At 69.8% G+C, this 13,703-nt stretch carries 10 protein-coding genes; 4 read left to right on the top strand and 6 right to left on the bottom strand.

Annotation, left to right across the window (positions count from 1 at the left end; translation table 11 throughout):
• Positions 1–4 precede the first annotated feature (4 nt).
• The 4 genes from kduD to ACW17Y_RS02160 all read left to right on the top strand — a co-directional run bounded on the left by kduD (position 5) and on the right by ACW17Y_RS02160 (position 4,691).
• Positions 5–763 (top strand): 2-dehydro-3-deoxy-D-gluconate 5-dehydrogenase KduD, encoded by a 759-nt coding sequence (gene kduD / locus ACW17Y_RS02175; protein WP_492037146.1) that lies wholly within the window; start codon positions 5–7, stop codon positions 761–763.
• 21 nt (positions 764–784) lie between these two features.
• Complete coding sequence (locus tag ACW17Y_RS02170; RefSeq protein ID WP_492037145.1) at positions 785–1,795, top strand: sugar kinase; 1,011 nt, start codon at positions 785–787, stop codon at positions 1,793–1,795.
• Positions 1,796–1,893: 98 nt separating this feature from the next.
• Complete coding sequence (locus ACW17Y_RS02165; RefSeq protein WP_492037144.1) at positions 1,894–3,537, top strand: pectate lyase; 1,644 nt, start codon at positions 1,894–1,896, stop codon at positions 3,535–3,537.
• Positions 3,537–4,691 (top strand): aldose epimerase family protein, encoded by a 1,155-nt coding sequence (locus tag ACW17Y_RS02160; RefSeq protein ID WP_492037143.1) that lies wholly within the window; start codon positions 3,537–3,539, stop codon positions 4,689–4,691. Before ACW17Y_RS02165 ends, ACW17Y_RS02160 begins: the two co-directional genes overlap by 1 nt.
• Positions 4,692–4,933: 242 nt before the next feature.
• Here the strand turns inward: ACW17Y_RS02160 and rplS are convergent, their stop codons facing one another.
• The 6 genes from rplS to addB all read right to left on the bottom strand — a co-directional run bounded on the left by rplS (position 4,934) and on the right by addB (position 13,699).
• Entirely contained in the window at positions 4,934–5,359 is a 426-nt protein-coding gene (gene rplS / locus ACW17Y_RS02155; RefSeq protein ID WP_492037142.1) for a 50S ribosomal protein L19, read from the bottom strand.
• A gap of 4 nt (positions 5,360–5,363) precedes the next feature.
• The gene (gene trmD, locus ACW17Y_RS02150) at positions 5,364–6,113 is read right to left on the bottom strand and encodes a tRNA (guanosine(37)-N1)-methyltransferase TrmD (protein ID WP_492037141.1); all 750 of its coding nucleotides are present in this window, start codon (positions 6,111–6,113) and stop codon (positions 5,364–5,366) included.
• Positions 6,114–6,145: 32 nt separating this feature from the next.
• Positions 6,146–6,481 (bottom strand): thioredoxin, encoded by a 336-nt coding sequence (gene trxA, locus ACW17Y_RS02145; RefSeq protein WP_298163590.1) that lies wholly within the window; start codon positions 6,479–6,481, stop codon positions 6,146–6,148.
• Between the two features lie 133 nt (positions 6,482–6,614).
• The gene (locus ACW17Y_RS02140; RefSeq protein WP_492037140.1) at positions 6,615–7,091 is read right to left on the bottom strand and encodes a hypothetical protein; all 477 of its coding nucleotides are present in this window, start codon (positions 7,089–7,091) and stop codon (positions 6,615–6,617) included.
• An 84-nt stretch (positions 7,092–7,175) separates the two neighbouring features.
• Complete coding sequence (gene addA / locus ACW17Y_RS02135; RefSeq protein ID WP_492037139.1) at positions 7,176–10,652, bottom strand: double-strand break repair helicase AddA; 3,477 nt, start codon at positions 10,650–10,652, stop codon at positions 7,176–7,178.
• Positions 10,649–13,699: a double-strand break repair protein AddB gene (addB, locus tag ACW17Y_RS02130; protein ID WP_492037138.1), complete on the bottom strand. Its 3,051-nt coding sequence runs from the start codon at positions 13,697–13,699 to the stop codon at positions 10,649–10,651. The genes addA and addB overlap by 4 nt, the downstream gene beginning before the upstream one ends.
• Positions 13,700–13,703: the final 4 nt, after the last annotated feature.

The raw sequence follows: 13,703 nt of genomic DNA, 5'->3' as shown, positions 1-13,703 counted from the left end.
TCTCATGGCCAATCCATTCAGCCTGCAGGGCAAGGTCGCCGTCGTCACCGGCGGCAACACCGGCATCGGCCAGGGCATAGCCTTGGCGCTCGCGGACGCGGGCGCGTCGATCGCCTCGGTCGCGCGCCGGGCCTCGGACGACACGGTCGGCCAGTGCCTGGCCAGGGGGGTGAAGGCCCTCTCGATCCAGGCCGACCTCGGCTCGATGGAGCCGATCGAGCGCATCGTGAAGGAAGCGACGGACGGTCTCGGCCCCATCGACATTCTGGTCAACAACGCCGGCATCATCCGCCGCGCCGACGCCGTCGACTTCACCGAGGAAGACTGGGACGCGGTCCTGAACGTCAATCTGAAGTCGGTCTTCTTCCTGTCACAGGCCGTGGTGCGCGACATGATCGCGGGGGGGCGCAAGGGCAAGATCATCAACACCGCCTCGATGCTGTCCTACCAGGGCGGGATCCGGGTGCCGTCCTATACGGCATCCAAGTCCGGCGTCGCCGGCCTGACCAAGCTGATGGCCAACGAGTGGGCGAAACACGGCATCAACGCCAATGCCATCGCCCCCGGATACTTCGCCACCGACAACACCCAGGCGCTGCAGGACGATCCGGTGCGCTCCAAGGAAATTCTCGGCCGCATTCCTTCGGGACGCTGGGGTCAGCCCTCGGACATCGGCGGGGCGGCGGTCTTCCTGTCGTCGTCGGCGTCGGACTACGTCCAGGGCATCACGCTCCCGGTCGACGGCGGCTGGCTCGCTCGATAAGTCCCGGCTAGGCTCGCTGACATGACCATCCTGTGCTTCGGCGAGATGCTGCTGCGTCTCACGCCCAACGATGGCGAACTGTTGATGCAGTCGCCGGGCCTGACCGTGCGTCCCGGCGGCGCGGAGGCCAATGTCGCCGTGTCCCTGGCCCGCTACGGCGCGCCCGCTGCGATGGCGACCGTTCTTCCCGACAATGCGCTGGGTCAAGCGGCCCGCGACGAGGTGCGCAAGCACGGCGTCGACACGCGCGGCATCGTCTTCAAACCGGGCCGGATGGGTCTGTATTTCCTGACGCCGGGCGCCGTGCGTCGTCCGTCGGAAGTCCTCTACGACCGCGCCGCCTCGGCCTTCGTCCAGCATGTCGACGGGGCACTGGATTGGGCGACGCTGCTGGACGGGGTGGAGTGGCTGCACCTGTCGGGCGTCACGCCGGCGACCGGTCCGACCGGCTCCGCCGCCGCCCTCGCCGCTGTCGCCGCCGCGAACAGGGCGGGGGTCAAGGTCAGCTTCGACGGCAATTTCCGCGGCAAGCTGTGGGCCGAATGGGCCGGCGATCCGCCGCGCGTCCTCGGCCAGATGCTGGCCGGGTCCAGCCTGGCCTTCGCCGACGACCGTGACTTCGCCCTGGTGCTGGGTCGCAGCTTCGACAACGCCGATCCGGCCGAGCGTCGTCGCGCCGCCGCCAGGGCCGCCTTCGAGACCTGGCCCGCGCTGGAGCGTATCTGCTGCACCCTGCGCATCAACGACAGCGTTCAGGACCAGACCCTGTCAGCCGTGATGATCACCCGAGACGGCGAGCACCACGCGGCGCCGATGTCCCTGACGGGGGTCGTGGACCGGGTCGGCGGCGGCGACGCCTTCGCCTCCGGCGTGCTCTTCGGCATCTACAGGGGCTGGTCGAACGACGAGGCGCTGGCCTTCGGCCTCGCGGCCGCGGGTCTGAAGCACTCGGTTCCGGGAGACTTCAACCTGTTTGACGAGGCCCAGGTCCGGGCCGCCATGGCCGCCGAAGGCTTCGACATCCGGCGCTGATCCAGCGCTAGGAAACCGGTGTCAATCATGGTTATGATCCCGGCGACCGGGCGCAAGACCCGGCGCGTCTGTCCTTAGGAAACGACCCGGAGTTCCCCATGTCGCCGACCCTGTCGCGCCGCGCCGTCCTCGCCTCGGGCGCCGCCCTGATGGCAGTCGGCGGGAGTGCGCCCGCCTTCGCCCAGGCCGCGCCCGACCGCGCCGCCATCCTGGCCACGATGAAGCGGGCCGCGGCCTTCATGGCCAATGAGGTCGCCGTCGGCGGCGGCTATGTCTGGAACGTCCTGCCCGATTTCTCGCGCCGCTGGGGCGAGCTGGAAGCTTCGCCGACCATGATCTGGGTCCAGCCTCCGGGCACGGCGACCGTGGGCCATGCCTATCTCGACGCCTATCACGCGACCGGCGACGAACAGTTCTACAACGCCGCCAAGGCCGCCGCCGACGCCCTGATCGCCGGCCAGCATCCGCGCGGCGGCTGGAACTACGTCATCGACACGGCCGGCGAGGACAGCCTCAAACACTGGTACGAGACCATCGGCGGCAACGCCTGGCGGCTGGAGGAATTCCAGCACTACTACGGCAACGCCACCTTCGACGACGCCGGCACGGCCGAGGCGTCGCAGTTGCTGCTGCGGGTCTATCTGGAGAAGCGCGAACGCAAATACCGGGCGCCGCTCGACAGGGCGATCCAGTTCGTCCTCGACGCCCAGTATCCGAACGGCGGCTGGCCTCAACGCTTCCCGTTCGTCGAAGGCGCGGGCGGTCTGCACGGCAACCCGGACTACACCCCCTACATCACCTTCAACGACGACGTGGCCGGCGAGAACATCGAGTTCCTGCTCTACTGCCACCAGGCGCTCGGTTCGAACGACCGGCGGCTGGTCGACGCGATCCAGCGCGGCATGGACATCTTCATCGCCACCCAGCAGCCCCTGCCCCAGCCGGCCTGGGGTCTGCAGCACTATCCCGACACCCTGAAGCCGGCGCCGGCCCGCACCATCGAGCCGCGCGCCTTCGCCACCCACACGACGGCGACCAACATCCGGTCGATGATCGGATTCTACAGGCTGACGGGCGACCGGAAATACCTGGAGCGCCTGCCCGAGGCGCTGGACTGGCTGGATCAGGTGAAGACGCCGCAGAACCTGATCGCGCCGGGCCGGACGCATCCGACCTTCATCCTCGAGGGCTCGAACACCCCGGTCTATATCCACCGCCGCGGGTCGAACATCAGGAACGGCCGCTATTACGCCGACGAGAACCCGAACAATCTGGTCATCCACTACGGCTCGTTCCGCAACCTGGATACGGCCGCCCTGCGCGCCGAGCTGGAAGCGGCCGCCGCGATGGACCCGGCGGCCCTGATCGCCGCCTCGCCGCTGAAGGCGCGAGCGGGGACGCTGAAGCTGCCGAAGTATTTCACCCTGCGCGATGTCAGCGTCTGGGACATGTCGACCGACGGGCGGCGTCCGCGTCCGGTGGCGGCGGGGCGCGCGGCGGAACTGGCGGCGAGTCTCAATACGCGCGGCTACTGGCCGACGCCGATGACCACCACGTCGAACCCCTACAGGGGTCCGTCTCCCCAGGCCGTCACCGGCGGCGAGTATCAGACCACCCGCGTCGGCGACCTGTGGGACACCTCGCCCTACAACACCGACTTCCCGGTGGAGTGTATCTCGACCGAGACCTTCATCCGCAACATCGGCGACCTGATCGAGGCGCTGGCCGCACCGGCCGCCTGATGCGTCTGGATCGCCGCGCCCTGCTGACCGGTCTGGCGGCGAGCCCGCTGGCCGGCTGCGGTTCCCTGCCCCGGATATCGATGCCGTCGATCCCCTTCATGGATCGGCCGCCGGTGGACCAGAAGGACTGGGGAACGCTGCCCGACGGCCAGACGGTGACCCTCTTCACCCTGACCAACGAGCGGGGCTCGCAGGCGCGGGTCATGACCTGGGGCGGCATCCTGCAGTCGCTGACCGTGCCCGATCGCGACGGACGGATGGCGGAGGTGGTGTTGGGGCTCGACACCCTGGCCGACTACGTCGAGCGGTCGCGCAACTTCGGTTCGACCGTGGGCCGCTACGCCGGTCGGATCGCCAACGGCCGGTTCGAACTGGACGGGCGCGAGGTCCAGCTCGACGTCGGCACGGGTCCGCACTCCAGCCACGGCGGCCCGGTCGGCTTCGCCAAACGCAACTGGATGGGCCGTCCCGACCTGAGCGACGAGGGGCCGGGCGTGGTCCTGACCCTGGTCAGCACCGACGGCGATCAGGGCTTCCCCGGGCGGCTGACGATCTCCGTCACCTACAGGCTGACGCACGAAGACCGGCTGATCCTCTCCTACCTGGCCCTGACCGACCGGGCGACGGTGCTGAACCCGACCAATCACTCCTACTTCAACCTGTCGGGCGATCCGGAGCGGCTGATCTTGGATCACGACCTGCAGATCGAGGCCGATGCCTTCGCCGCCTATGGGCCGGACAAGATCGTCACCGGAGACCTGGCCCCGGTGGCGGGCACGCCGTTCGATTTCCGGACCGCCAAACCGATCGGCCGGGATCTGTTCGAGGTCAACGAACAGCTGCGCATCGGCGGCGGCTACGACCACAGTTTTTCTGTCCGCGGCGAAGGCCTGCGCCGCGTCGGGCGGCTGTCGGACGCCTTCAGCGGGCGGGCGCTGGAGGTCTGGACCACCGAGCCGGCCCTGCATGTCTATACGGCCAATACGGTCGAGCTGGTCGGGCGCGGCGGGGCCGCCTATCGCCCGCACTGCGGCGTGGCGCTGGAGACCCAACACTATCAGAACAGCCCTAACCGGCCGGGGTTTCCGTCGACCGTGCTGCGGCCCGGCGAGACCTTCCGGTCGCGGACCGAGTTCCGGTTCAGCGCCGGTTGATCCCTCTCCCCTTGCGGGAGAGGGAGATCGCGCACGACGGCGCAGCCGTCGTCCTGGCGCGGCCGGGTGAGGGGCTTCACCGGCCGGTCAGCGTGAGCAACAACGGAGAGGTGACCGGAGAGGTCAGCGTGACCCCTCATCCGCCCCTCCGGGGCACCTTCTCCCACAAGGGGAGAAGGGCAAAGAAAAAGGCCCCGGCGTTTCCGCCGGGGCCCTCTTCAAAATCGCATTGCGTGAAAGGCTTACGCCTCGTCGCCCTTGTCGGCCGAGCCGGTGACCGGGACCACGGCGCCCTTGGCGGGGCGGACGGTCTGGCGTTCGGCGATACGGGCCGACTTACCGCGACGGTCGCGCAGGTAATACAGCTTGGCGCGCCGGACGACGCCGCGACGCTTCACTTCGATCGACTCGATGTTGGGCGACAGGATCGGGAAGACGCGCTCGACGCCCTCGCCGAAGGAGATTTTCCGGACGGTGAAGTTCTCGTTCACGCCGCCGCCGGCGCGGGCGATGCAGACGCCTTCGAAGGCCTGAACGCGCTCGCGCTCGCCTTCCTTGATCTTGACGTTGACGCGAAGCGTGTCGCCGGGCTGGAAGTTCGGGATCGCGCGCACGGCGATCAAGCGAGCTTTTTCTTCCGCTTCGAGCGTCTGAAGGATGTTGGCCATGTGTCTATTCTCCTCGGGCTTTTGCGCCCTTTAGCTTTGATTTGGCGGAGGGTTCCGCGGGTCTATTCGCAAGATGCGCGTCCCAGAGATCCGGTCTGCGTTCCTGCGTGGTCTTTTCCCGTTGTTCCTGACGCCAGGCCGCCATCTTGCGATGGTCGCCGGACAACAGGATCTCCGGGATGTCGATCCCCTCGAACGTCCGCGGTCGCGTGTACTGCGGATGCTCCAGAAGACCGTCCTCGAAGCTTTCGGAGGACAGGCTTTCGGCCTGGCCCAGAACGCCGGGGATTAGTCGCACGCACGCCTCGATCACCACCATCGCCGCCGCCTCGCCACCGGCCAGGACTGCGTCTCCGACGGAGACCTCCTCGAACCCGCGTGCATCGAGCACCCGCTGGTCCACCCCCTCGAACCGGCCGCAGAGAACGACAATGCCGTCCGCCTTTGCCCAGTCCTTCACTCGCGCCTGCGTCAGGGGTCGACCGCGTGCGCTCATGTACAAAAGCGGCCGGGGCGACCCTGTCAGGCTGTCGAGAGCCCGGGCCACCACGTCCGCTTTGAGTACCTGTCCGGGTCCGCCACCCGCGGGGGTGTCGTCCAGGAAGCCGCGCTTATCTTCGGAAAAGTCGCGAATGTCCAGCGTTTGCAGGTCCCACAGCCCCTTCTCGCGCCAGGCCGTGCCGATCAGCGACACGCCGAGCGGCCCGGGAAAGGCCTCGGGGAACATGGTCAGGACGGTCGCGGTAAAGGGCATGGGGCGCGATCTAGCGCCCCTGCCCTCTCACGTCACGCCTTGGCGGCGATGCCCGTCTCGGCGAGCCATTCCAGGATCTTGCCCTTGGGCATGGCGCCGACCTTGAGCGAGGCCATCTGGCCGTCCTTGAACAGCATCAGGGTCGGGATGCCCTTCACGCCCAGTTTGGACGGGGTCATGGGGCTGTCGTCGATGTTGATCTTGGCGATGGTGACCTGTCCGCCCAGTTCGTCCGAAATCTGCTCCAGGGCCGGGCCGATCTGCTTGCAGGGGCCGCACCACTCCGCCCAGAAGTCCACCAGCACGGGGGTGGACGATTTCAGGACGTCGGCGTCGAAGCTTTCGTCGGTGACCTTGACCGTGGCCATGGGGGTATCTCCTCAAGGGCGGCGTCGGCGCGCCCGGTGTTCTGTTGGTTCGAGATGTGGGGCGATTCTGGGGGAAATCAACGGCTCGCCGCCGGACGGCTTCGATCAACCGGAGATCCGGTCCGATTGGTAATCAAGCTCCGGAATCGATGAGCATGTTGTCGTAAATGGGCATCCAGTCTCCGAGGCCAAAGCGCGCCCTCGTGGCAGCCTGTACCAGGAGGGGCGATTGGCTGTGTCTGTTCTTCAAGGCCTCGTCCCCTTGCGCGGCTTTCGCGCGCCACCTCTTTCCATCGAATGATTCCACCAACTGCCGACCCTCACTCAAGACCGTGTATTCCGGTTCCACAAAGATGCCGGGAGCCACGGGGCAGTGGCTCAGCAGCCGCCAGTTCCCGCGATACACCTCAGCGTCATTGGTCCATGATCCGAGTATCGGGTGCCCGGTGAGGTCTTGAGGCCGCAAAAGCCCTTCGCTCGTCCGATGGAAGACCAACAAGAAGAAGCTGATGCCGGGCCGATAGACCTGCGACAGCGCCCACCGGCCGTCGCCCAAAGGTATTTCGAGCACCGCGCCTTCGCCGATTTCGGGCGAAATTTTCCTAGCCATGTCGAATACCGGCCCAAAAGCGTGAGCGCAGGCTAGCGATGCCGACGTCGGGTTGCCAGCCTCGCCTAGGCCGCTGCCAGCGCCTCATCGCAGCCCCGCCAACGCCTCGTCCATCAGCCCCTGCGGCACCGGCATCAGCTTCGGCCCATCGGTCCAGACCAGCGCCGCCTCGACTGGTCGGTCCGGATACAGCCGCGCCAGCACCGCGACATAGGTGGCCATCTGGGCGACGTAGGCGGGGTCGGCGTCCTCAATGCGGTCGGGGGCGGGGCGGTTGGTCTTGTAGTCGACGACGAGGACGCGATCGGGCGTGACCACCAGCCGGTCGATGCGGCCGTTGATGACAACGCCGGGACGCAGCGTTTCGGCGCCGCCCGTCAGGGCGATTTCGGCGCGGGAGCCGGGGCCGAAGACGGCGGCGAAGCGGGCGTCGTCGAGCACGCAGAAGGCGGCGGCGATCATCTCCGACGCTTGCGCCTCCGACAGGTCGCGCTCCTTCGCCAGCAGGCGGGCGGCGGCGTCGGGTCGGTCGGCGGCGGCGATCTCCGGCAGGCGTTCGAGCAACAGGTGGATCAGGTCGCCGCGCCGGAAGCGGCCCAATGCGGCCCCCGCCCCGGTCGATGAGACGGCGAGCGGCGACGGGGCGGCGATCCGCTTGGCGCCCTCCATCTGCGATGGAGAGACGTAGCGGGCGGACGGATCGACGGGCGGCATCGTCCGGGCCCAGGCGGGAACCTCGGCGGCGGATCGGGCCGAGGCCTCGCCGGCGCCGAGCACAACCGGATCGACGCCGTAGCGGCGGCGGCCGTCGCCGATGTCGCGGACATGGCCGCCGAGGCGTTCGAAGCTCTCGGTCAGGACGGCCCACCAGCTGCCGTCCTCATAGCCCTGTTTCGACCGGCCCGAGCCGCGCCCAAGGATCACGATGCGATCCCGCGCGCGGGTCAGGGCGACGTAGAGGAGGCGCAGGGTCTCGTCGTCGACCCTTTGCTGGCGGACGGCCCGGGCGGCGGCCGAGGCCTCGCAGTCCTCCTTCTCCGACCCGGGACACATCAGCCAGGCCTCTGCGCCATCGGCCAGTTCGACCGGCATCAGGGTGGGCCCCTGGGCCTTCGCCCGGGCCGTGGTGTCAGGCAGGATCACCACCGGCGCCTCCAGCCCCTTGGCGCCGTGGACGGTCATGACGCGGACCTCGCCGCGCGCGCCCTCCAGCTCGCGCTTCACCTCGACGTCGGCGGCCTCCAGCATCGACAGGGCGGTCTCCAGATCGAGGCCGCCGCGCTGTTCGGCAGCCAGCACCTGGTTCAGGGTCTCGTCGATGGCTTCCTCGGCCTCACGGCCGAGGCGGGACAGGATTCGGGCGCGGCCCGAACGGCCGGTCTCGTCGACGCGGTTCAGCAGGGCGGCGAAGAAGGCGAAGGGGTCGCGGCCGCGCTGGTCGATCGCGAAGGCCAGCAGGTCGCGGGCGCGGGACCACTCCGGCCGTTCGCCGGCGCGGCGTTGCAGGACAGGCCACAGCCGGCCCTTGCGATGCTCGGCGCCGGCGAGGTCGAACAGACTGTCCTCGTCCAGGTCGCAGAAGGGGCTGCGTAAGATCCCGGCGAGGCTGAGGTCGTCGTCGGGGTAGAGGGCGAAACGGGCCACGGCGATCAGGTCGTCGAAGGCGATGTGGCTCGACAGCTTCAGCCGGTCGGCGCCGGCCACGGGGACACCCGCCGCCTTCAGGGCGCGGATGATCTCCTCGAAGGTCGCGTCACGGCGGCGCACGAGGATCAGGAAGTCGCCGTAGCCGGAGGGGCGCAGCACGCGATCCTTGCGGTCCTGCACCGCCACGCCGGTCTCGACCTGGCGTTTGATCTCGCGGGCGAGGTCGGCCGCCATTCGCTTGCGAGCGCCCTGGACCGGCTCCTGATCGACGGGGTCGTCCCAGGCGTCGCGCTCGGGCGGCTTCTCGTCCTCATAGAGGGGCCAGATGTCGATACAGCCCTGATCGTCGGCGCGCATGGCCCTGTGGGCGGGGATGGCGCCGACCTGTTCGCCGACGAGGGCGCGGGTGCGGTCGGGGCCCTCGAACACCGCGTCGACGAACTTGAGCACCTCCGGCGTGGAGCGGAAGGATGTGGCCAGTTCGACGCCGGTGTAGGCGAAGCCGGCGCCGCGAACGAGCGTCTCATAGGACTGGGCCTCGCGGTTCAGCCGCTCGGGCCGGGCGCCCTGGAAGGAGTAGATCGACTGTTTCTCGTCGCCCACGGCGAAGACGGTCCGCTCGACCTTGCCGGCCCCGAAGCGGCGCGATCCGGCGCCCGAGAAGAAGCCCTCGGTCAGGGCGCGGATGATGTCCCACTGTTCCGGGGCCGTGTCCTGGGCCTCGTCGATCAGGACATGCTCGACCCCGCCGTCGAGCTTGTAGAGGACCCAGGCGGCATTGGCGCGGACGGTCAGCAGTTCGACGGTGCGGGCGACGAGGTCGCCGAAATCGAGGGCGCCGCGCTGTTCCTTGGCGCGGTCGTAGAGGGCGCCGTGGGCCTGGGCGAGGGTCAGGACGTGGACGGTGTCTTCGGCGACGCGGGCCTTGCGGACCTGGCCCAGGGTCGCGACCACCTTGTCCTGCATCGCGGTCAGCCAGTCGCGGGCGTGGGGCGGCGCCGATTTGGTCGCCATCGACTTGCGCGGCGCGCCGCTGGTCAGGAAGACCGAAGCCACCTCGGGGAAGGTCCAGTCGGCGGCGTACATGCGCTCGGCGCAGCCCTGGTCCGTAACCGAGCCGGTCGACATCGCCTCGGCGATCTCGAGCCATTCGCCCCGGTCGAGGAAGCGCATGAAGTCGGACTGGATCGTCGCCACGTCGCTGTCGGGGTCAGCGCCGACGAGGGCGTGGGGGCCGGGCGCCGAGCCGTTGGCGACGCGGCCGATGTAGGCGATCAGCTTTGCCCGGTCCTGCTCGATCCGGGCCAGCAGGCTCTCGAACGAGGCCCAGTCCAGCTCGACGGCGAAATGGGCGTAGGCGCGGCCGATGCGGCCGTCCGCGTCGGCCAGGGCTGCGCGGGCCAGGTCCTCCCGCGCGGCATGGGACAGGGCCAGGGCCGCCTGATCCTCCAGCACGGTGAAGCCCGGGGTGACCCCGGCCTCCAGCGGGAAGCGACGCAGCAGCTTTTCGCAGAAGGCGTGCAGGGTCTGGATCTTCAGCCCGCCCGGCGTGTCGAGCGCCTTGGCGAAGAGGTTGCGTGCCTTGGAAAGTTCGTCGGATGACAGCGTGGCCCGAACCTGACCGCCGAGGTCGGCCAAGGAGTCTTCCAACTCTTCGTCCCCCATGACGGCCCAGTCACCCAAGCGCTGGAACAGTCGCGCCTGCATCTCGGCGGCGGCGGCCTTGGTGTAGGTGACGCACAGGATCTCGCCGGGCTGGACCTCCTCCAGCAGCAGCCGGGCCACGCGGTCGACGAGGGTCGAGGTCTTGCCCGAGCCGGCGTTGGCGGTGACGAAGACCGACTGGCGCGGGTCCGCCGCCGCGATCTGGGCGGCATCGGGCAGGATGCGTACAGAGGTGTCAGGGGCGCTCATTCGGCGTCTCCGTCCGCGCCGGCGACCGCCCATTCCCAGACGCGGGCGAGGTGGTCGTAATTGCCGCCGAAATTGCCCATGAACTGGGGCGCGACCCAGCTGAGGTAGGGGGTGGTCTGGTCGTCGAACCGGGCGACGCGGGCCTTCAGGCCGGCCAGGGCCGCCATGGACAGGTCCGACGCCTCGGCGCCCTGCGCACGCACGGCTGCCTCGCCGGGCACCTTGCGACCGACCACGCGGACATAGGTCAGCTCCTCCGGCTCGACGGGGCCGGAGGTCTTGAGGCCTGCCTCGGCCAGGATGGCGCCGGTCAGGGTCAGCTGGGGGGCGAAGCCGGACTTGACCTGTTTGGCCGAGGGCGCCGCGCCGGTCTTGAAGTCGAGGATGGCCGCGCCGGTCGAGGACAGTTCGATCCGGTCGGCCTTGGCCGTCAGGGTGAAGGGGCCGGCGGGGGCGTCGAAGGTCATCTGCACCTCCTCCTCGACACGGATCTCGATGCCCCGCGCGCGCCGGCGCATCTCGAAACCGGCCAGCCAGCGGGCGCAGTTACGCGCCAGAGGACCCTCGCGCGCCATGGCTGCGTCCTCGAAGCCGTGATGGGTCAGCTCCTCGTGCAACAGGGTCGCGATCTCGGCCTCGCAGTCGTCGGGCAGGACGTCGGGCCAGCTCAGCGTCAGCCGCTCGACGGCGCGGTGGACGGCCTGTCCGCGCGCCAGGGCCTCGGCCGACTGACCCGGCCGGTCGAGCTGGCGCAGGTTCAGGACGTAGCGGGCATAGACCGCATAGGGATCGCGCACCCAGCGCTCGACCCCGGTGACGGGCAGCTGGCGCGGGCGGCGATCGACAGGGGGCCTGGGCGCCGGGCGTTTCGCGAGCCCGCCCTGACCGGCGACGGGCGCATCAAGGGCGCGGGCGGCGGCGAGGGTGTGGGAGGGGCGGTCGATATCCACGCCCGCGCCCCGTGTCAGCATGTCCAGCCGCCACAGCCAGCGCGACCGCACGGCGGGCTGGCCGCCTCGTCGCTCGGAGTGGACGAGGATGGCCTCGGGCGCGCAGGCCGCCTGGACGAAGTCCTGGGCCGTCTGGCCGACGCGGCGCTCGGGCGGAGGCAGGCCGAGGGTCTTCCTCATCGGACGCGACAGGAAGGGGTCGATCGGCGCGCCCTGGGGCCAGACCCCCTCCTCCAGCCCGGCCAGGATCATCCGGTCGGCCCGCACCAGCCGCGCCTCGATGGCGCCGAGGATGCGCAGGGAGGGATGGGTCGCGCCGCCGGTGCGGACGGTCGTGTCGTGCAGCAGGGCGGCGACCAGTTCGGCGAACTCGGCGGCTGTCACGTTGCCCAGGGACGCCCCGCCCTCGATCAGTTGGGATAGCAGAGACGCCGCCGCCTCCCCGTCCGGTCCGGCCCAGACATCGATCCCCGCGAGGGCCTCGACGAGGGCGGTCAGGTTGCGGGCGGCCTGGTCGAGCGGCGCGGCGCGGCCGAGGGCGGCGGTCTCCGCGAGGGACTGCAGACGGCCGGCGAGCGCGGTGGCCTCGGCGAGGCGGGCGAGGGTCGTCCCGGACGGCGGCTGGCCGTCGCGGCGGGGTTCAGCGGCCTTCGTCAGGCGGATCTCGATCCGGGTCCAGTCTCGCGTGCGGGGGCCCCGGAAGGCGATCTTCTCCAGTTCGGCGACGGCGTGGGGCGTGGCCTCCGGCAGGATCGTCAGGGCGTGTTTGATCAGGGCCAGAACCGTCTGGGGCTTCAGCGGATCGGCGATGAAACGGGCGGCCAGATCGACGAGGACGCCGACCGGCATCTGATCCAGCGTCGCGCCCGACGAACTGTCGGCGACCACGCCCCAGCGCTCCAGCCGGGCGGCGACGCGGCGGCCGAGGGCGAGGTCGGGCGTGACGAGGGCGCAGGTCCGGCCGGGGGTTTCGAGCGTCTCGCGCATCATCAGGGCGATGGTCGCGGCGGCGTCTTCCTCGGTTCGCGTCGCGACGACGGACAGGCCTTCGAGGCCGAGGGCGATGGGGTCGGCGGCCTGGCCGGCGTCGGCGGCTTCGGCGCGCAGGCGGGCGATCTCGGCGCGCCAGTCGGCGGTGGCCTCGGCGGGGCGCAGGGCCTCATTGACCAGCCGCTGGCGGGCGAGACCCCGCGCCTCGACGGCGGGCGTGGCCGGGCGACGGAACCACGGACGGACGGCGGCGCGGTCGGTCCCGGCGCGCTCGAGCAGGCGTTTGAGGGCGCTCTGCGGATGCTGTTCCTCGATGGCGTCCCAGGCGTCGGCGCTCAGGTCGAGGTCGAGGCCGGGAAGGACGACGCAACCTTGGGGCGCCCGGGTCACGGCCTTCAGGACATCGGCGGCGGCCTTGACCGTGCCGGTCGAACCGGCGGCGATGACGGGGACCTGCGGCGGGTGGCTGTCCCAGCGCTCGGCCAGCAGACGGAGCAGTTTCGTCCGTCTCCACGAGGCGTCAACGAGCCCGAGCTCGGCAAGACGCGCAGGCCATGTCTCGACGGCGAGACCGAGGAATTTCGCCGACTTCCGCCAGTGCTCGGCGAAGTCCTCCTCAACGAGATTGGCGATGCGTTCGGGGGCCTCGACCTCTTCGATATTGCAGGAATCGAGGAAGGCCCCGAGGCTGTCGGCCAGCTCCAGCGCGCGCATCGGCGACAGGTCGCTGTCGTGTTTTTCCACGATCAGCCGCGCCATCTCGAACCGGCGCGTCAGGGGGGCGATGGCGGGCGGCAGGTCGAGACCGAGTTCGCCCGGCGTGAACGGCGGCTCGTCCTCCTCCAGATCGCCCAGCGGACGGACCTGGGGCAGAAGAACGGGGCGGTCGCCGCTCAGGCTCGACAGGGCGGAGGTGAAGGCCCGCGCCGCCCGACGGTTGGGCAGGAGGATGGTGGCGTCCGACAGGGTCTCCGGCGCCTGGTCGCCGAGCCAGTCGAGGACACCCGCGGCGAGGTCCTCGAGGAACGGCCGGTGCGCAGGGATGGCGAACCAGCGCGGATCGTCCTTGCCGCCAGCTCCCGGGAAGGGGTTGAACGCCGTGCTCACTCGC

This window comes from Brevundimonas sp. AVps7, from assembly GCF_058681545.1.
The sequence above is the reverse complement of the archived record's forward strand: the minus strand, read 5'-3'. Positions and strand labels throughout refer to the sequence as shown.